Genomic DNA, 19,477 nt, shown 5'->3' on the forward strand with positions numbered 1-19,477 from the left:
AAGCTTCCCTCACCCAGTCCCAACCGCGGCCCCGTTCTTCCATGTGTTGATCCTATGTCACTTTTGCCATGATCCAAGACATTGGTCCCCCTGATGACCGATACTGTATATATCAGGACGAACCTCTGCGGAAGGAAAACTCGTGACCGACTCGCTGTACCTGGCATCAACCGAACAGGTGACCGGCGGCATTGAAATAGCTCAGCAAATTGTGGATATTCTGCGCACCAAGTACGACAGGGTGGGCGTTTTCCGCCCCTACGTCAACGGTCCGGCAGAGGAAGATCCCATCGTTCAGCGATTTGATGCGGGGCATGGCACAACGCGTGACCACTACTTCGAAGATGAAGCGTCCGCCATGAACGCCATCATGCGTGCCTACCGCAAGTTTGCAACAGACTACGACGCAGTACTCCTTGTTGGTCATACCGAAGGTGACCCCGTCAACCCCGGTCTTATCGGTCGTTCCGGCCGCACCGCAGCCAACGTTGGCACCACGATCGGCATGGTTGTCGACGCGAGCCGCAGGAGCGTGGACAGGACCGCGGGTTACATCGATCTCGCGGCAGGGGAGATGGGTGCGGCACACGTGCCGATCACGTCCGTGTTCCTCATCAACCCCCAGGAGGGTCTCGTTGACGAGATCAACGAGGACCACCCGGACATCCCGGTCTTTGCCGGCGCGGTCGATGAGCGAATCCTCGATGTGTTTACTCAGAAGCCCGCCATCCGCCCGCCCCTCATGTTCCAGTCGGAGCTGATGGAGCGTGCTCGCGTGGATCGCAAGCGCGTTGTCCTGCCCGAGGCTGACGACGATCGCGTGCTCCAGGCGGCCTCGATCATCCTGTCCAACGATGTCTCCGACATCGTTCTCCTGGGCAACAAGGACGAGGTCCTTGCCCGCGCCGCGGAGCGCGGTTACGACCTGTCGAAGGCGGAGATCATCGATCCAACCGACGAGTCCTACATGTCCCGGTACGCCCCGGAGCTCGCTCGCCTGCGCGCCAAGAAGGGCATGACCGAGGAACAGGCCGTGGAGAAGCTCAAGGACCTATCCTACTTCGCAACCATGATGGTGCACATGGGGGACGCTGACGGCATGGTGTCGGGTGCGAACCACACGACCGCGGAAACTATTGTTCCGTCGTTCCAGATCATCAAGACCAAGCCGGACACCTCGATCGTTTCCTCCGTGTTCCTCATGCTCATGGCCGACCGCGTTCTCGTGTATGGCGACTGCGCCGTCAACACGAACCCGACCCCCCAGCAGCTTGCCGACATCACCATCTCCTCCGCGGAGACCGCGAAACAGTTCGGTGTCGACCCGAGGATCGCGCTCCTGTCCTACTCAACCGGTTCCTCCGGCACCGGCGCAGACGTTGAGGCAGTCGTTGAGGCAACGCGACTCGCACGTGAGAAGAACCCGGATCTGCTCATCGAGGGCCCGATCCAGTATGACGCTGCTGTCGACCCGAACGTGGCACGTAAGAAGATGCCGAACTCGCCCGTAGCTGGCAAGGCCAACGTCTTCATCTTCCCGTCACTCAATGCCGGAAACATTGGCTACAAGGCCGTTCAGCGCTCCTCCGGCGTGATCGCTGTCGGCCCGATCCTCCAGGGCCTCAACAAACCCGTCAACGACCTCTCCCGCGGCGCCCTCGTCGACGACATCGTCAACACGATCGCGATCACGGCAGTCCAGGCACAGAACTAGCTCGAAGGGTATTCCATATGACAGTCCTCGTCATTAACTCCGGTTCCTCATCCATTAAGTACCAGCTTGTTGATCCGGAGTCGGGCGAAGCAATTGCCGTGGGTCTCGTCGAGCAGATCGGCGAAGAATCTAGCCACATTAAGCACACCTACAAGGGTGAGAAGCACGAGTACGATCAGCCGATTGCTGATCACGGTGAGGGACTCCGATTCGTTCTCGACCTATTCGAGAACATTGGCCCGAAGCTCGCGGACGCCCACATTGAAGCCGTTGGTCATCGTGTTGTTCAGGGCGGTAACCACTTCGATGGTCCCGCACTCGTAACCCAGGAAGTTCGTGACCTCATTGAGGAGCTGGCACCGCTCGCTCCTCTCCACAATCCCGCGCACCTGCGCGGCATTGACGTGGCACGCGAGCTCCTCGACGTCCCGCACGTCGTCGTGTTCGACACTGCCTTCTTCCAGTCCCTCCCCGAAGAGGCTGCCCGCTACGCACTCGACCGCGAGATCGCTGACAAGTACTCGATCCGTCGCTACGGCGCTCACGGCACCTCCCACCAGTTCGTGGCGCAGGCGGTTGCGGACTACGTTAGTCGCGATGATCTCAAGCAGATCGTCCTCCACCTCGGTAACGGCGCATCGGTATCCGCAGTCCTGAACGGCAAGGCAGTCGACACGTCGATGGGTCTCACCCCGCTCGAGGGCCTGGTCATGGGCACCCGCACGGGCGACATCGATCCCGCGGCGATCTTCCACCTGTCCCGCGTTGGTGGCCTCTCGATCGACGAGATCGACAACCTGTTCAACAAGCAGTCCGGCCTTAAGGGTCTTGCTGGAGTAAACGACATGAGGGCCGTGTGGTCGCTCGCTGAGAGCGGCGATGCTCACGCACGCGAGGCACTCGACATCTACGTGCACCGCATCGTCAAGTACATCGGCTCCTACGCGGCCGTCATGGGTGGCCTCGACGTCATCGCCTTCACTGCCGGCATCGGCGAGAACGACGACCTGCTCCGCGCAGAGGTCCTCGAGCGTCTCGCGGGCTTCGGACTCAAGCTCGACGCCGAGACTAACGCGGTCCGTGGTGACGAGATCCGTCAGATCTCCACCGACGACTCCTCCGTCCAGGTTCTCGTCGTTCCCACGAACGAAGAGCTCGCTATTGCTCGCCAGGCCATGGAGGTCATCGGCAAGTAGGCGATCCACCTCATTGAGCACACTGCCTGATGGCGGGCCGCTCACCCCTGTGGCCCAAGCCCAAGGCTTGGGCCACAGCCTTACATCCAGCACTGACCGTTCGACAATGATCACGCAGCAGTGATTATAGTGCACTGATTATCTAGGAATGATTACCGTGCAATGACGCCAATAGACGCCGTTTCCTTCGCAACAATAGAGAACTAATGACGCGGGTCAATCCCACGACTGAAAGGCAGAACCCATGTTTCTTTCCGATGATCTCCTCTCCGCCATCCATTCCCGAGCAAACGCTGTCGATCAAGCGAACGTGTTTCCTGACGAGGATCTGAGGGACCTCAAGGAGGCCGGTTACCTCAAGGCCTTCGTTCCGCAGGAGTTTGGTGGTGCGGGCCTCAGCGTTGAGGAGATCTGCAACGAGCAGACCAGGCTAGCACAGGCGGCACCCGCGACCGCACTATCAATCAACATGCACCAAATCATCGTGGGCCTCGGACGTCACCTTGTCGCAAACGGTGTCGATTCAGGCCGGCAGATTCTCGAGGGCGCAGTGAACGGTGACGTCTTTGCCTTCGGTATCTCCGAACCCGGCAACGACCTCGTCCTGTTCGGCTCCATCACCGAGGCACGGCCCGATGGCGAGGGCGGCTACTGCTTCCACGGACAGAAGATCTTCACGTCCCTCTCCCCCGTGTGGACGAAACTCATGACCTTCGGTCGTGACGACTCCGGCGAGGACGGCCCGCACTCTGTGTTTGCACTCCTGAACCGGGAAGGTGGCGGGTTCACCATTGCGGATGACTGGGACACGCTCGGCATGAGGGGGACGCAGTCGAACTCGACAAAGCTCGAGGGTGCTCACGCTCCTAAGGAGCAGGTCCTCCAGAGGGTTACCCCGGGACCCAGCTACGAACCGGTCGTGTTCGGCATCTTCGCCTACTTTGAGGCCTTCCTTGCCGCCACGTACCTCGGCATCGGCAATCGCGCGATCGAGGTGGCGTCCGACAAGGTCAAAACCCGCAAGTCCGTTCTCAACCAGGATGTGTATGCGAACGACCCGGACATTCGGTGGCGGCTCGCGAGCGCAGCCCTGCGCATGAACTCCGCAACCGCCGAGGTCACCCTCATTGCGCGGGATCTGGATGAGGGGCGGGACCGTGGTGAGCTCTGGTACCCCCAGCTCTCTGCCGCAAAGAATGCTGCCGCTGAGGCCTCCCTCTACGCCGTCGATCAGGCGATTCGCTCGAGCGGTGGCTCCTCCTATTCGAACTCGAACGAGCTCTCCCGCCTCTACCGAGACGTTCTTGCTGGCCTGTTCCAGCCCTCCGATCAGGAATCGCTCCACGGTTCCTGGGCCAAGGTTGTTCTCGGACCCGTGACAGAGAAGTAGTTCCTCGTTCAGTCAACAGGAGACTAGTTTGTCTTCCAATTGGCAGGCCCCTCCCACCGGATCATGTGGGAGGGGCCCTGTTTCGCTCTAATACTCCCTCGCTCGCCCAGGAGAGACGTGGGATCGAGGGACTCCGTTCTGCAGCCTGGTCGTGCCAGAGCTATATCGCGCGAGAGCCGGGTCGCGGTGAGGTCAGTTCGAGACGCGCACGCGGGGCATGCCGAGAGAGACGACGTTGGTCGGAACCTCGTACTCGGTTTCTTCCGTGACGTCCTCATGTCCGAGGAAGGCGGTGGAGATCATGAGCTTGATGCGATTGAGCTGGTTGACCGCTGAGGCACCCGCGTCGTAGTCGATGGAGACGATGTTGGCCTCCGGGTACTTGCCGCGTAGCGCCTTGAACATGCCGCGACCCACGATGTGGTTCGGGAGGCAGGCGAACGGCTGGGCACAGATGATGTTCGGGCATCCCCGTTCAATCATGTCCATCATGTCCGCCACGAGGTACCAGCCCTCACCAGCCTGGTTGCCAAGGGAGACGATGTCCTGCGCCTTCTCGCGGAGCTGTTGGATGGTGGCTCCCGCCTCGAAGCGCGTAGATGCTTCGAGTGCTTTCCGGGCCGGCTTCTCGTACTGCTGGAGAATCCAGAGACCGATCGAGTGGAGGTTCGCCTGCTTCTGACTGAGGGAGCCGAGTGTGTCGTGCTTCCACTGGGCGGTGGCCAGGGAGTTGTGGAAGAACTGCGCGAGGGACGGTAGTTCTGCCTCGCAGCCCTCTTCCTCGACGGTGCCGACGGCGTTGTTGTTGGCATCCGGGTGGTACTGGACGAGGATCTCGCCCACGACACCGACGCGGGGCTTGCGTGGGATGTCTTGGAGGGGAAGCTCGTCGAACTCGGTGACGATGCGCTTGATCATCTTGTTGAACGTGATCCGCTCTCCCAGGGTGTCCGAATACCCGTATTCGAAGTATTCGCGGGCGATCTGGTCCCAGCGCTCGTAGAGTGTTGTCGCGTTCCCTTCTTTCTGGTAGGGGCGGGTGCGGAGCAGGACCTTCTGGAGAACGTCACCGACGGTGACGGACTGGAAGGCACGGTGCAGGAGAGGAACACTGAGTTCGAACCCGGGGTTCTCTTCGATGCCCTGCGCGGATGCCGCAATGACAGGGACCTGGGGGTAGCCGGCGTCGCCCAGGCCCTTGCGGAGCATGCCGGCGTAGTTGGTGGCGCGACACATGCCACCGGTCTGGGTGATGATGACCGCGCTACTGTCCGGGTTCTCCCTACCCTCGGTGAACTGGGAGATCAGCTGACCGATAACAACGATTGCTGGGTAGCACGCATCGTTGTGCACATAGGTCAACCCGGTTTCGATATTGTCCCTGTCTGTGTGCTCGAGAAGCTTGACGTTGTAGCCGGCCCTGCGCAGCGCGGGAGCGAGCAGACGGAAGTGGATTGGCGCCATCTGCGGAGCCAGGATCGTGTACTCCTTCTTCATCTCCTTCGTGAACGCCACACGTGGGTACTTTTCCTGACGCATCTCGTGAATGTCGTCAGCATCATCCGGGTGGGTGGAGATCGACTGCGACTCGAGTCGTTCGTCCGCTGCCGCCGCGAGAGAGCGGAGGCGGATCCTGGCGGCGCCGAGGTTGGAGACCTCATCGATCTTCAGTCCCGTGTACACGTCGTTCTTGGCCTCGAGGATCTCGATGACCTGGTCGGAGGTGACGGCGTCCAGCCCGCACCCGAAGGAGGTGAGTTGGACGAGCTGAAGGTCGGGGGCGTTGCCGACGGTGGCTGCGGCCTCGTAGAGGCGGGAGTGGTAGGACCATTGGTCACGCACGCGCAGGGGTCTCTCAAGCTCACCGAAGTTCACTGCGTCCTCTGTCAGCACCGCCATGCCCAACCCGATGATGACATCGGGGATGCCGTGGTTGATCTCGGGATCAAGATGGTAAGGGCGGCCCGCGAGGACGATGCCGCGAATATTGTGCTTCGCGATGTAGTCGAGAGTTTCCTGGCCCTTGTCGAGAATATCCTGCCGGTAGGCATCGTCCTCTTCCCAGCCCTTCGTGCACGCAACGAGCGCCTCCTCCTCGGTCACACCGAAGTCGGCAAAGACCTCAACGAGACGCTTGGGAAGGAGCCCACGGTCCGAGAGGGACAGGAACGGGGACATGAAGGTGACGTCGTGACCCGCGAGCCGCTCCATGTTGTTTCGTAGCACCTCGGGATAGGTGGCAACGATCGGGCAGTTGAAGTTGTTGTCCTGACCATCGGAGACCTTCTTCTCGTACGAGACGCACGGATAGAAGATCGTCTTCACGCCCTTGTCGAGAAGGGATTCGATGTGTCCGTGGGCGAACTTCGCCGGGTAGCACACGTTCTCCGAGGGGATGGACTCCATGCCGTCCTTGAACAGTTCGTGCGAGGACCTGCCGGACAGCATGACGCGGAAACCAAGCTCGGACAGGACCGTGAACCAGAACGGGTAGTTCTCGTACATGCCAAGGACGCGCGGGATGCCGATGTCGCCCCTGAAGGCCTTCGCCTCGGTCAGCCTGCGATATCCGAAGGTCCGCTTGTACTTCCAGTCGAACATGTTGGGGATCGGGGACTTCGGGGGACGCTTCTCGAGGGATGCACCACGGTCGCAGCGGTTGCCGGACACGTGACGCTGACCGGTGGAGAACTCACTGATCGTCATCTTGCAGTGGTTCTGGCACAGGCGGCACACCTTGACGGAGGTCTCGACCGTCAGAGCCTCGAGCTCCTCGAGGGGCAGCACGTGGGGTCCAGCCGACCCATCGTCGTTCTTCTTCCCGGTCAGGGCCGCGCCGTACGCGCCCATGAGACCCGCAAGATTCGGGCGAACGACCTCGCGCTTCGTCAGAAGCTCGAAGGCGCGCAGGACCGAGTCGTTGAGGAACGTGCCGCCCTGAACAACGACATTCTCCCCCAGGTCCTCCGGGCTCTTGAGCTTGATGACCTTGTAGAGGGCGTTGCGCACAACCGAGTACGACAGGCCGGAGGAGATGTCGGAGACTGATGCGCCTTCCTTTTGGGCCGACTTCACGGACGAGTTCATGAAGACGGTGCATCTGGTGCCGAGATCCACGGGGCTCTTCGCCTCGAGTGCCGCGGAGGCGAACTCCTGGACCGTGTGCCCCATTGTTGTGGCGAAGGTTTGGAGGAAGGAACCGCAACCAGACGAGCACGCCTCGTTGACGGAAATGGAATCGACGATTCCATCCTTGATCTTCAGGTACTTCATGTCCTGACCACCAATGTCGATGACGGAGTCGACACCCGGCATGAGCTTATTCGCGGCCCTGAAGTGAGCCATGGTCTCGATCTCACCATCGTCCAACCCCAGAGCGGTCTTGACGATGCCCTCGCCGTACCCGGTTGAGCAGGAGCGGGCGATCTCGAGCCCGGGAGGAAGCTCGCTCTGGATGCGGCGAACAATGTCGACGGCGGCCGCCACAGGGTCGCCCTCGTTGGAGGCGTAGTGGGTGAAGACGATCGAGTCGTCCTCGTCGATGAGGACGGCCTTGATCGTGGTCGATCCAGCATCGACGCCCAGGTAGCACCGGCCGCGAGCCTCAGTGATGTCCTTCGTGGGGATTACCGACCGTGCGTGGCGCTCGTCGAACTCCCTGCGCTCCTCCTCGTTTGCGAACAGCGGGCGAAGCCGATGGGAAGTGAGTGCAGTCGTATCGAGCCTCAGCATCTCATCGAGGAAGGAATCGAGGCTGAGGATCTCGCCGTCCGAAAGCAGTGCGGCACCGAGGGCAACGAACAGCTGAGCATCGTCCGGGGTGACGAACTCATCGGCCTTCTCCACGACCCTGCGGAACGCCTCACGCAGCTCCGGCATGAAGTGCAGGGGTCCGCCGAGCAGGAGCACGGTGCCGCGGATGGGACGACCCGCCGCCAGCCCGGCCACGGTCTGAGTGGCCACGGCCTGAAAGACGGAGGCCGCGATGTCCTCGTGCGGGACACCCTGGTTGAGAAGGGGCTGAACGTCAGACTTGGCGAACACGCCGCACCGGGAGGCGATGGGATAGAGCTCCGTGTAGCGGGAGGCAAGCTCATTCAGGCCGGAGGCATCGGTGGCAAGCAGGGACGCCATCTGGTCGATGAAGGCGCCGGTGCCGCCCGCACACGTGCCGTTCATGCGCTGCTCGGGGGTGGGATGTAGGTAGGTGAGCTTCGCGTCCTCGCCACCGAGTTCAATGATGATGTCGGCTTCGGGATAGTACCGCCTCGTCACCTCGGTCTCGGCAATAACCTCCTGAACAAAGGGAACCTCGAGCTGCTCCGCGAGCGCCATGCCTCCCGAACCCGTGAAGGCCGGTTGAACCTGAACATTACCGATGGCTCGCTGGACGTCCTGGAGGAGCTTCGCGAGCTCGGCTCTGACGTCTGCGTTGTGCCTGCGATAATCACTGAAGACGTTCTTGTCGCCGTCAAGCGCCACAGCTTTGACGGTCGTAGACCCAACGTCGATGCCAAGCTTGATAGTACGGTTCATATCAATCCCTTCACTTCTACCAAGCTAGCCCGAATCTTGTAGACTTTCATTTATGTTGAAATTAGATTTTCAATCCGAAACAAACCGCGCAATTGCGCCAATTTACGCACCCAGAGTTTCTTCAGGTCAGCAGCACCCAGAAACTTTAGGTCCTTTGTCCCGGACTCGTGAGTAGCCAAAGGGGGCCGCGAGCGGCCCGCGGCCAGGTCCGCGAACGTCTCCTCAAGGTGGCCAGATCGCACTTCTGGACGAAGGACTACGGCGACGTCAAGGTCCGCGACATCGCGGAGGAGGCGGGGGTCGATCCTGCCCTAATCAACTACTACTTCAAGGGCAAGACCAATCTGTTTCGGGAGTCCATGCTCATTCCCAATGATCCCATCGAGATCGTGGCCGACCTGTTTGATGGGGATCGGGACACTCTGGGGTATCGCGCAGTCCTCGGCGTGCTGACGCTGTGGGAGGAGTCGGAGATGTCGTCCACCGCGAAGGTTCTCGTGCGGTCCATCCTCGGATCGGAATCGACTTTCGCCGACTATCGGGTGTGGTTGGATGAAGCGATCATCACCCCCTCGGCCAGCAAACTGGGCGGACCAAATGCGAAATACCGCGTCGAAGCCGGACTCGCTCACATTCTCGGGATAGTTGCAATCCGCTACATCACACAGCTAGAACCCCTGGCCAGCATGCCGAGGGAAGACGTGGCTCGCATGCACGGGCCGATCGTTCAGGGCATCTTCACGGGGCAGCTCACGGGGAGACCACGCACCCGCTGACAGCCGCGGCCGTGGGCCACGCGGGAGCTCCCACCTCGTCGCTAGAAGCTGACCATTCAGCAATGCCGCCGGCTCCTGGGAGCCGGCGGACCCTCTTCGACCTCTCCCCTACAGTCGTCAGTCCTAGAGCACCACGCAGCCCGTCTTCATTCACGAAGTGGCATGTCTTAGGCCACAAAAGCGGATCGTGCCAGCCCGCCAAAGTGGCCCGCCTTAACGCACCAAAGTGGCTTGCCTTAGCGCACCATGCGGAGCTCGCGGGCTCCGCCAAGGACCTCGGGCGACGTTGCTTCACCGTCGAGTTCGAAGCCCTGGCCGCGATAGAAGGCGATGGCGGGTTCGTTCCCCTCGAGAACCCACAGGAGACACGGAGCAGTGCCGACCGCGTGGTTGAGAAGAATACTGCCGATTCCTTTGCGCTGGTGAGCTTTGAGTACATAGAGGGCCTTGACCTCGAGCAGGCGAACATCTCCCGGTCCCAGGGCATCGGCGATCGCGAGGCCGACGACCTCCCCGTCCCAGGTGGCAACCCAGTACGACGAGGTTCCCGGGTTGCTCAGCGCCGTCTCGTACACGCCTTTCATGCGCTCCTCCTTGGAGTCGATGAGGCCGTCCGGAAGCAGACCGCGGTAGGTCTCTCTCCAGCTTTGTGCGTGGACGGAGGCCAGCTTGTCTGCATCGAGGGCAGTGGCTGAACGAATAGCAAGTGAGCCCATGAGTCAGTTCTAGCACGTAACGACACCAGAACACCCACGTGGCAGTGCCAGACCACCGACTTCGCAGTACCGATCACCCACGGGCTTTCGCCAAGGGGAGCTTGCGGACGGAAACGGTGTCAGTAAGTATCGCTCCGTCCACTTCATGACGGGAGGCGCCGTCGTGCACCGCCCTGACCATTGGTGAGTAGCCAATGACCAACGGGTGACAGATTGGTGAATGTTCATCGGACAATGCGATTTCACGGGAAAGTTAGCGCGGTACACACATCACGCGGTGGCAGGATGGAGAGACAGAAAAGATTCTTCTCCCGCCAAACTGCCTGAGAAATCTGTCAGACTGGGATACCCATGTGTCTCTACGAAGGAGTTTTCACCTATGAGACTGTCAAGGAAATTGTGGGCCGGAGGCATCGTTGCCGCGGTCGCACTCGCACCCTCAATTGCGTCGGCCACTGGCGACGTCGAGGCTGCCGGGGATGAGATCGGACATCTCACCCTGCTTGCATCAACTGACCTGCACGGCACCGCCGCCGGTTACGACTACTACACTGGCGCCGACTTCGGCGCAACGAACCCCGCGAACACGAGGGGCATGGATCGCCTCTCCACCGCTATTGCGGAGACCCGCGAGACCGACGGAGCGGATTCGGTTCTGCTTCTCGATAATGGCGACGCCAACCAGGGGAACTCCCTTGCGTCCGTCTACCACGCAAACCGTACTGACGGCACGGTCGATCCCATGGCTGCCCTGTTCAACCACCTGGACTACGACGCTGGCGTCGTCGGCAACCACGAGTTCAACTACGGCCTGGACGACCTCGCCCAGTACGAAGACAATCTGGACATGCCGGTCCTGGGCGCGAACGTTCTCGTTGCCGACACCGAGGATCCCTACCTGACTCCGTGGACGATGGTTGAGAAGACCACGGCCGATGGTCACACGGTCAATGTCGGCATCATCGGTGTCGTCACCCCCGGTGTCCGCATCTGGGACAGCCAGTACGTTGAGGGCGTTCTCGACTTCCAGCCTCCGGTGACCGCGGTTCAGCGCTACATCCCCGAGGTCGAGGCGGCCGGAGCCGACGTTATTGTCGTGCTCGCACACACCGGCCTTGACGATCCCGGATACGTCTGGACCGAGGGCGACCTCGAAGAGGACGTCGCCACCACGATCGCGAAGAACACCTCCGGCATCGATGTCATCGTTGGTGGTCACTCGCACCAGACGAACAACGTTCAGGTGTATCTGGAGAACGCGCAGGGTGACGAGGTTCTGTTCACCCAGCCCGGATTCCACGGACGCTTCCTCTCGAGCGTCGACATCCCGCTTCAGCTCGATGAGGAAGGCGACCCAGAGGTTGTCTGGTCCGACGACGAGAAGCCAACCGCCCAGGCACTTCAGGCGGCCGTCTACGATGTTGATCCCGAGATCATCGACGTCATCCAGCCCTGGTACGACAACACTCTCGAATGGGTCGGTCAGGTCGTCGCTCAGGCAACCGAGACCATGCCGGCAACCACCTCCGTGTACGAGGACACCCCGATCGTCGACTTCATTTCGAAGGTGCAGACCGATGAGGTCGAACGTGCACTCGCAGGCACGGAATACGCTGGCCTCCCGGTCATTTCAGTTGCAGCTCCGTTCTCCCGCACCGCCGTCTTCAGCGAGGGCGATGTGACCGTTGCCGACATGGCAGCCCTCTACATCTACGACAACACGCTCATGGCTGTTGAACTGTCCGGTGCGGAACTCAAGGACTACCTCGAATACGCTGCCCGCTACTACAAGCAGGTCGAAGAGGACGCCGAGTACGACCCCGAGGACATCACGAACGCCGTGTACCCGACGGTTCCCAACGGCATCCCGGACTACTCGTACGACATCCTTTCGGGCGTTGACTACCACATCAACATCTCGAAGGACCTTGGCGAACGCATCGAGAAGCTCTCGATCGACGGCACCCCCGTTGCGGCCGATGATCGCATCGTCCTCGTCCTCAACAACTACCGCCAGTCCGGTGGTAGCGGATATCCGCACGTTGTTGACGCCCCCATCATCTACGACGAGCAGAAGTCGATCCGCGACCTCATGATCGATTGGGCCATCACGAACGAGACCATCGATCCTGCCGACTTCTTTGTCGAGAACTGGACGGTCTCCTCCTCCACCGTTCTCACTGAAGAGCCGGAGCAGCCCGTTCCCCTCAAGGGCAACGTCTTCCACCTGTCGAATAGCTGGACCTCCTCCACCGGTGACGTCTCGTTTGCCTTCGGCAAGCGTGGCGACCAGGTGTTCGTGGGTGACTGGGACGGCAACGGAACCGACACCCTCGGTGTCCGCCGTGGCAACACCTTCTACCTCATGAACTCCCTCGCCGGCGGCAACGCAGACAAACAGTTCAACTACGGCAAGGCAACCGACGAGATTCTCGTGGGTGACTGGGATGGCGACGGAACCGACACCCTCGGTGTCCGCCGTGGCAACACCTACTTCCTGAAGAACACTCTCGCCGGCGGCAACGCAGACGAACAGTTCAACTACGGCAAGGCAACCGACGAGGCTCTCGTGGGTGACTGGGACGGCGATACGACCGACACGATTGCTGTCCGTCGCGGAACCACCTTCCATGTCGTCAACGCCCCGCGCGGCGGCAACGCCGAGGTCTCCTACAACTACGGACGCCTTGGCGACCGAGCCTACGCAGGAGACTTTGATGGAGATGGCGTCGACACGATCGCTCTCGTTCGTGGTACCACGTTCCTCATCAACAACTCGCACGTGGGCGGACCTGCCGACTCGACTCTGAACTACGGCCGCTCCGGCGACTCCGTCATCATCGGTGACTGGGACGGCGACGGAACCGACACCCCCGGTGTCAACCGCATTCAGTAACGTCGTCACGTCACCACATGGCTGGAGCCCGGGGATTTCCCCGGGCTCCAGCCATGTTCAGCATTCAACTCAGGTAGCGACATCAACCACCACTACTTCGGAACTGTCTTGCTTCTTCCTAAGACCCTTGACCTTGAGCGACATCCCTGCGAAACAGTTCCTCAACGGTCTGACCGAGGACCTTGGCGATGTCGAGAGCAAGAAAGACACTGGGAGCGTAGTCTTCGCCTTCGATCGCAACGATCGTTTGCCGGGAGACACCGACCTCCTTGGCCAGTTCGGCCTGAGTGAGTTTGAGATGTCGGCGGCGATTCTTCAGCGCTTCACTCACGACAACCCCCAACCACTTTCGAGATAACGATGGCGATCATTCGGCATCGGCCTCAGCCTGGGCGGACTTGCGGGAAGCGCGACCGATGAGGAGCAGACCCGTCACTCCCCCAATAACGCCACCGAAGGCGAAGCCCTTGAGGAAGGATTGCATGATGGGAGTGATGTCGGCAGAGAGCGCACTGGGAATCAGTGGGCTACCCGACCAGCCCGAGTAGGCTGCGATGCCCGCGGTAACGAGCAGGAACGCGAAGAACACGATGCCCATGCGCAGCCACATGGCCTTGCTTTGGCGTCCCGCGATCTCATGTACATTGACGTTCTGTCGTTCCGTCTTCCCCGCAAAGTACAAATGAGGAACTACTGAGACGACGAACAGGATCCCGGAGAATGTGACCCAGCCAAAGGCGAGGAGCACGGCCGCAAGCACGATCCCCGTCAGAAAGTTCAGGTTGAGGGCGGAACGCGCCGCCACTCCCATGACGTGATTCTCCCGTTCGTCAGCAAAACCAGAATCTTCGGACCTCATAACAACCCCTATCTTGAGAACAACCCTTTTCTAAAGTCAAACATTCTTTACATTTAATGTCAAGCATAGTTGACATTGGGTTTCGAGGGTCGGCCCAGCGGCTTACTCGGGGTACTCGGGGTCGTGTCGATCCTTGGCCTTTGTTCAAGGGAACACACGAGGTTGAAACGAGTCGAAACGAGTCCGGCCCCCGCTAATGCGGGGGCCGGACCTAGCTTAGAAGCTGGAGACTACTCGTTGCCAACGCGCACGCGAGCGAAAGCGGTGACGGTTGCACCGGCGGCTGCGAGAACCTGGGAAACCGACTGCTTGGGATCGCGGGCGTATGCCTGATCGAGAAGAACGATCTGCTTGAAGAAGCCACCGAGACGGCCTTCAACGATCTTGGCGATGGCCTGCTCGGGCTTACCCTCTGCGCGGGTGACCTCTTCAGCAATGCGACGCTCGTTCTCCACGACGTCGGCCGGAACGGATTCACGGTCGAGGTAGGTGGGGTTGAGAGCAGCAATGTGAACGGCAACGTCGTGTGCGACATCGACGCCTGCGGCATCGGTTGCAACGAGAACGCCAACCTGAGGGGGCAGATCGGTTGCGGTGCGGTGCATGTAGGAGGCAACGTGCTCACCGGAGACGGTGGCGACGTGGCCGATTTCAATCTTCTCACCAATGGCGGCCTGGAGGCCGTTCAGGAGATCCTGGACGGTACCTTCCTTGGCGGGAGCTGCGAGAGCTTCCTCAACCGTGGTGGCACCCGTTGCAACGACGGCGGCGAGGACGTCGTTAGCGAAGGTAATGAAGGTGTCGTTCTTTGCTACGAAGTCGGTCTCGGAGTTGATCTCGACGAGGTAGCCGGTCTGGCCACCGTCGGTGTCAACAACCTCTGAAACGACGAGGCCTGCGGAAGCAGTGCGGTCCTCGCGCTTCGCGATCGACTTGAGGCCCTTCAGGCGAAGGAGTTCCTCTGCACGGGCTGCATCGCCTTCGGCTTCGGCAAGTGCATTCTTAACGTCGAGCATGCCTGCGCCAGTCTTCTCGCGCAGAGCCTTGATATCAGCGGCGGTGTAGTTTGCCATGAATGGTTACCTCTCAGGCCTCATCGGCTTCGGTGGTGGTTTCCGCAGGGGAGGTCTCCTCGGCGGCGTCGGTCGCAGAAGCAGCCTCGTCGGTTGCCTCTGCTTCGGCTGTTGCCTCATCGGCTGCAACCTGAGCGTCGTGAGCGTCTGCCTTGGCGAGCATCTCGCGCTCCCACTCGGGCATGGGCTCTTCTTCGGTCGTGGCCTCGCCACCGGAGCGCTGGATCTTGCCAGCGGCAATGGCGTCAGCAACAACGCGGGTCAGGAGCGAGACGGAACGGATCGCGTCGTCGTTACCGGGGATGCGGTAGTCGACCTCGTCCGGATCGCAGTTGGTGTCGAGGATGGCGACAACCGGGATGTTGAGCTTCTTAGCCTCGGCAACTGCGAGGTGCTCCTTCTTGGTGTCAACGATCCAGATGGCGGAAGGAATCTTGTTCATGTTGCGGATACCGCCGAGGGTACGCTCAAGCTTTTCCTTCTCACGCGACATCATGAGAAGTTCCTTCTTGGTCAGACCGGAAGCTGCAACGTCGTCGAAGTCAACGAGCTCGAGCTCCTTGAGGCGCTGGAGGCGCTTGTGAACGGTCTGGAAGTTGGTGAGCATGCCGCCGAGCCAACGCTCGGTCACGTAGGGCATGCCAACGCGAGTGGCCTGCTCAACGATTGCTTCCTGAGCCTGCTTCTTGGTGCCAACGAAGAGGATGGTGCCGCCGTGTGCGACGGTCTCCTTGACGAAGTCATAGGTACGTTCGATATCTTCAACCGTCTTCTCGAGGTCGATGATGTAGATACCGTTGCGCTCGGTCAGGATGAAGCGCTTCATCTTCGGGTTCCAGCGACGAGTCTGGTGTCCGAAATGTACGCCGCTCTCGAGGAGCTGGCGCATGGTTACGACTGCCATGTGTAGCCTTTCATTGCGCGTAATGCGCGGTTCCAGTTATCTGACGTGAACCGGATGGTTCCGTCCCTAGTGCCCGGCGACGAGGGACCGCGTATGCGGACTGGAATCGTCGGTGTGTTCGGACACGCGAAGTCATTCGGATAAACCGAATGCCCACCTATCGTAGCCGAAAACCGCACCACACCACCACGTTCCCGGCCCTCCCCGGCTGTGATCCTCGTCCACAAAACAACGGTCACGCCGAGAATGCTGAGACGGTCTTACGAAAACGACAGCGATGGTCGAAATCCGCTCTCGATACTGCCGGATGGGGACCGGTGGCAACGGTAGCGGACTTCGCAGCAAGAACTCCGCCACCACATGTGCGTCGGTCATTATCGGAACTCACGCTACGTCCACACGTGGGGAGTGATCGGCCATTCCCACGGGGGCTCTCCCCCGCAGCTACGTCGAGCTCGCGCGCCCGAAACTTTAAGCATGAAGATCTCAATCCTGCTGACCCTGGCACTCCTGCCCGTCGCCTCGCTTGGTCCGATAGTGCTTGAGAACCCAGGTTCTCCCATCGCCGTGGACTCCGCGGAGCAGATGGTCGGCCCTGGAGCGATTAGCTCAATTCCGCCGCCCGGCACTGCCTTACCTTCACGTTCTTACTTGCCGCGATCCACAACCTACGTGTCGTCATCTAGTCTCGTCCCACCGCAGTCCAGTATTGATCCAGTTAGGAGCGCCACTCACCTGGTGGAGAACGACTCGGGGCAATCGGTGTCGGGTCAGCGAGATCCTTCTTTTCAAGAGTTTCCGCTCGATCCGCCTCCAGAGCAGAGCAGCCTGCGGACGCCGCAGCTGTTCTCCGTCCTGTCGGCGCCGGCTGATCCTCCCCCTATCGAGGACGGGTCACGGGGACTGACGACATCAGTAGCTCCGATAGGCACTGATGACTTCGATTGGCCAACATCGTCCAGAACTGTCTTGCGCGGCTTTGACCGGCTGGAGCACAACTGGCTATCCGGTCATCGCGGAGTCGACCTGGCATCGCGGCCCGGCGAGCAGATCCGGGCGGCAGGACCGGGCCAGGTGGTTTACTCGGGGCTCGTCGTTGACAACAACGTGGTGTCGATCGAGCACTCCACCGGTATCCGAACGACATACATGCCGGTGGACCCGTCTGTCTCCATAGGAGACTGGGTCAATACGGGTGATGTCATCGGCACGATTGAGGAGGGGCACTGCCTGCTGGGCACCTGCCTGCACTGGGGCGCGAAGAGAGGGGACCGTTATTACGATCCCCTCTCCCTTCTCGACGCTGTCGAGATCAGGCTCTATCCCGTCACCAAGTAGAAGGCGACGATCAGCCCGCTCTTTTCGGAAAGGTGGTCCTCTTATTGAGGCGAAGGAGCGGATATGGGCTTCGTGGCCCTCCCATATCCACTCCTCCAGATGTAGGCCACGAGAACGATGACGGTTCCAGACAAAATGATCGCCCACCATGGAAATCCTGGAATCTCGGGGGCGTCAAAGGCTGTTTCGACGTCAATGATCGGCGTGGGGGTGACGCGTTCTCCGGTGACGAGAATGCGGTGCGAGTTGATACCGAGCGGCGTACACGTCACGAGAGTGATGAGATCCCGCTCAGGATCGGCGAAGATCGCCTCCGTTTGATCAGGTTCGATGACCTGAACGCTGACGACCCGATAGGTGAGCACTTCATCGAGCACAAGGACAGAGAAGGTATCTCCTTCCTCGGCCTTATCCAGGTCGTTGAAGAGTGTCGATTCGGGAAGTCCCCGGTGCGCGGTGAGCACGGAGCGGGTGCCGACCCCACCCACCGGAAGGGAGGTCCCCTCAAGGTGCCCCACTCCCTTCTCCAACGTCGTATCGCTCGTCCCGTGATAGATCGGCAGATCGATCGTCAGGTCGTCGTAGCGGAGCCGGCCCATGAAGCCTCCGCCGGTCAGGGCAAGGAGTTCTTCGTAGTCGAAGCCACCGTCAGCAAACGTTCCTTCACCGGTGGCAACGTTCGTGTTCGCTTCGTAGATAGCGCCGGATGCTAGGGCGTCGTTGTAGGCACGGGCCAGTTCGAGCTCACTATTGACCAGAACCGGATCGTTCTGCGGCGGCTGGTCCATCCTCTCCCTCATCAGCTCAATGACTCTTGACTGCTCGCGCTGCGAGAACCATGAAGCGATCTGCGGATAGAGGGTGACAAGAACGCCGGCGAGGATGACGAGGCAGGCGATTGACTGTGCCCACGGGAACCGCCACCGGCGCTGTGCCGGGACCTCCCGTTGCGAGACAACCGTGCCTGCCACTGTCACTACCTTTCATTGCTCCCAGTTGGGTTGTGGCGGCGGGATTCGACCGCCACAACCCAACCGTCACTGGATCGTTGTCGCTCGTTGACTACTCGGTCTTGCGGCGACGGGTCAGAGCAAGAGCTCCACCACCAACGCCAACGAGAACCAGGCCACCAACGGTCATGAGCAGCGTGCCCTGAGCACCCGTCAGCGGCAGGTCCGGACCATCGGTCTTGGGGTTAACGACCGTCAACGCCTTGACGTTGTCTTCACCAGCGGTGATGGTGACCGGGTTGGTGATAACACCAGCCGAGTGCCCGGAGGGGACCACAGTCTCGTAGACGCAGTAATCCTTGGTAGGTGAAGTCAGCGGCTCGTCGGAGTTGGCAATCCACAGTCCAAGCGGCGAAGATGCCGGTGCCATGTAGTCCCACAGAACGATGCCGTCATCACCCGATACGCCGGTCGCCACCGGGTCACCGGTCGGGACCGTAGCGGGGCACTGAGTGCCAGCAGCAGGGAACACCTGGAACTCAGCGCCCGCAAGAGGGAGCGCGCTTTCCGAGTCATCGGTCTTCAGGATGGAGAGCTGCCCCCAGTACGTGTGCGGCTCATCGTCGCCCGGGACGGTGGTTCCGTTGAATTTGCTCCCGTAGTCATCGTTCGGGATCGAACCATCACCGACTGAAGTGACCGTCGTATCGAACTCGATGATCAGGTTCTTCCCCTGATTACTATCAAGGAGAGCCCGTCCGGATTCCGTCAGAGTCCAGACCGCATTCCCGGTCACGTTGTAGTGCGTTCCCTCGACGAGCGACGTGGCCGGATCGCTATCGAACGTAACCGACGACGAGGCCGCAACGTAGGTGAGCCGGGAATCAAGGGTATCCGTGATCACGGCTTCCGTGAACGTCTCGTTGTTGTTCAACGTCGGGATCGGAACATTCAGGGTCCAGGTGACATCCGAGCCAACGACCAGATCGACCTGATCCTCGTCGATGGTCTTCGACGGCACGTCCATCAGCTGGTTCTTCGGATCGGCCACAACGTCGTAAGTCCAGCCAGCTCCGCCTTCCCCAAGGGCGGTCGGGATGGAGACGTAGAAGTCGGGAACCTTGGAAAC

At 60.6% G+C, this 19,477-nt stretch carries 14 protein-coding genes; 6 read left to right on the plus strand and 8 right to left on the minus strand.

What is annotated here, in order from left to right:
* The first annotated feature begins 142 nt into the window (after positions 1 to 142).
* From pta to QMB98_RS07000, 3 genes are all read left to right on the plus strand, one after another.
* Complete coding sequence (pta, locus tag QMB98_RS06990) at positions 143 to 1,714, plus strand: phosphate acetyltransferase (RefSeq protein WP_371684968.1); 1,572 nt, start codon at positions 143 to 145, stop codon at positions 1,712 to 1,714.
* 17 nt (positions 1,715 to 1,731) lie between these two features.
* Positions 1,732 to 2,910, plus strand: coding sequence for an acetate/propionate family kinase (locus tag QMB98_RS06995; RefSeq protein ID WP_371684969.1), 1,179 nt, complete (start codon positions 1,732 to 1,734; stop codon positions 2,908 to 2,910).
* A 244-nt stretch (positions 2,911 to 3,154) separates the two neighbouring features.
* Positions 3,155 to 4,300, plus strand: a complete 1,146-nt coding sequence (locus tag QMB98_RS07000; RefSeq protein ID WP_371684970.1) for an acyl-CoA dehydrogenase family protein — start codon at positions 3,155 to 3,157, stop codon at positions 4,298 to 4,300.
* 192 nt (positions 4,301 to 4,492) lie between these two features.
* Here QMB98_RS07000 and QMB98_RS07005 read toward each other — a convergent pair whose 3' ends face one another.
* Positions 4,493 to 8,836 carry an acyl-CoA dehydratase activase-related protein gene (locus tag QMB98_RS07005; protein WP_371684971.1) on the minus strand — a complete coding sequence of 1,448 codons (4,344 nt, stop codon included), beginning with the start codon at positions 8,834 to 8,836 and terminating at the stop codon, positions 4,493 to 4,495.
* Positions 8,837 to 9,003: 167 nt separating this feature from the next.
* On the opposite strand from QMB98_RS07005, the gene QMB98_RS07010 reads away from it, so the two are divergent.
* Positions 9,004 to 9,612 (plus strand): TetR family transcriptional regulator, encoded by a 609-nt coding sequence (locus tag QMB98_RS07010; protein WP_371684972.1) that lies wholly within the window; start codon positions 9,004 to 9,006, stop codon positions 9,610 to 9,612.
* 236 nt (positions 9,613 to 9,848) lie between these two features.
* Here QMB98_RS07010 and QMB98_RS07015 read toward each other — a convergent pair whose 3' ends face one another.
* A complete protein-coding gene (locus tag QMB98_RS07015; RefSeq protein ID WP_371684973.1) occupies positions 9,849 to 10,328 on the minus strand; it encodes an N-acetyltransferase family protein in 480 nt (159 codons plus the stop codon).
* Positions 10,329 to 10,707: 379 nt separating this feature from the next.
* Between QMB98_RS07015 and QMB98_RS07020 the strand changes: the two genes are divergently transcribed.
* Entirely contained in the window at positions 10,708 to 13,224 is a 2,517-nt protein-coding gene (locus QMB98_RS07020) for a bifunctional UDP-sugar hydrolase/5'-nucleotidase (RefSeq protein WP_371684974.1), read from the plus strand.
* 118 nt (positions 13,225 to 13,342) lie between these two features.
* Here the strand turns inward: QMB98_RS07020 and QMB98_RS07025 are convergent, their stop codons facing one another.
* The 4 genes from QMB98_RS07025 to rpsB all read right to left on the minus strand — a co-directional run bounded on the left by QMB98_RS07025 (position 13,343) and on the right by rpsB (position 16,060).
* Positions 13,343 to 13,555 (minus strand): helix-turn-helix transcriptional regulator, encoded by a 213-nt coding sequence (locus QMB98_RS07025; RefSeq protein ID WP_371684975.1) that lies wholly within the window; start codon positions 13,553 to 13,555, stop codon positions 13,343 to 13,345.
* Between the two features lie 36 nt (positions 13,556 to 13,591).
* Entirely contained in the window at positions 13,592 to 14,083 is a 492-nt protein-coding gene (locus tag QMB98_RS07030; RefSeq protein ID WP_371684977.1) for a hypothetical protein, read from the minus strand.
* A gap of 230 nt (positions 14,084 to 14,313) precedes the next feature.
* Positions 14,314 to 15,156, minus strand: coding sequence for a translation elongation factor Ts (gene tsf / locus QMB98_RS07035; protein ID WP_371684978.1), 843 nt, complete (start codon positions 15,154 to 15,156; stop codon positions 14,314 to 14,316).
* A gap of 13 nt (positions 15,157 to 15,169) precedes the next feature.
* Positions 15,170 to 16,060, minus strand: a complete 891-nt coding sequence (gene rpsB / locus QMB98_RS07040; RefSeq protein ID WP_371684979.1) for a 30S ribosomal protein S2 — start codon at positions 16,058 to 16,060, stop codon at positions 15,170 to 15,172.
* Between the two features lie 969 nt (positions 16,061 to 17,029).
* On the opposite strand from rpsB, the gene QMB98_RS07045 reads away from it, so the two are divergent.
* Positions 17,030 to 17,398: a M23 family metallopeptidase gene (locus QMB98_RS07045; protein ID WP_371684980.1), complete on the plus strand. Its 369-nt coding sequence runs from the start codon at positions 17,030 to 17,032 to the stop codon at positions 17,396 to 17,398.
* A gap of 41 nt (positions 17,399 to 17,439) precedes the next feature.
* On the opposite strand, the gene QMB98_RS07050 is transcribed toward QMB98_RS07045, so the two are convergent.
* The gene (locus QMB98_RS07050; protein ID WP_371684981.1) at positions 17,440 to 18,369 is read right to left on the minus strand and encodes a class C sortase; all 930 of its coding nucleotides are present in this window, start codon (positions 18,367 to 18,369) and stop codon (positions 17,440 to 17,442) included.
* 91 nt (positions 18,370 to 18,460) lie between these two features.
* On the minus strand, positions 18,461 to 19,477 hold a 1,017-nt coding region (locus QMB98_RS07055; RefSeq protein WP_371684982.1), incomplete at its 5' end, for a SpaH/EbpB family LPXTG-anchored major pilin.

The organism is Flaviflexus sp. (assembly GCF_041440645.1).
In the GTDB taxonomy this organism is placed as follows: domain Bacteria; phylum Actinomycetota; class Actinomycetes; order Actinomycetales; family Actinomycetaceae; genus Flaviflexus.

Bases quoted from the DNA above. Each gene is read 5' to 3' on its own strand.
- QMB98_RS07020 (WP_371684974.1), top strand. From the start codon at position 10,708: ATGAGACTGTCAAGGAAATTGTGGGCCGGAGGCATCGTTGCCGCGGTC.
- QMB98_RS06995 (WP_371684969.1), top strand. From the start codon at position 1,732: ATGACAGTCCTCGTCATTAACTCCGGTTCCTCATCCATTAAGTACCAG.
- QMB98_RS07015 (WP_371684973.1), bottom strand. From the start codon at position 10,328: ATGGGCTCACTTGCTATTCGTTCAGCCACTGCCCTCGATGCAGACAAG.
- QMB98_RS07000 (WP_371684970.1), top strand. From the start codon at position 3,155: ATGTTTCTTTCCGATGATCTCCTCTCCGCCATCCATTCCCGAGCAAAC.
- QMB98_RS07005 (WP_371684971.1), bottom strand. From the start codon at position 8,836: ATGAACCGTACTATCAAGCTTGGCATCGACGTTGGGTCTACGACCGTC.
- tsf (WP_371684978.1), bottom strand. From the start codon at position 15,156: ATGGCAAACTACACCGCCGCTGATATCAAGGCTCTGCGCGAGAAGACT.
- rpsB (WP_371684979.1), bottom strand. From the start codon at position 16,060: ATGGCAGTCGTAACCATGCGCCAGCTCCTCGAGAGCGGCGTACATTTC.
- QMB98_RS07030 (WP_371684977.1), bottom strand. From the start codon at position 14,083: ATGAGGTCCGAAGATTCTGGTTTTGCTGACGAACGGGAGAATCACGTC.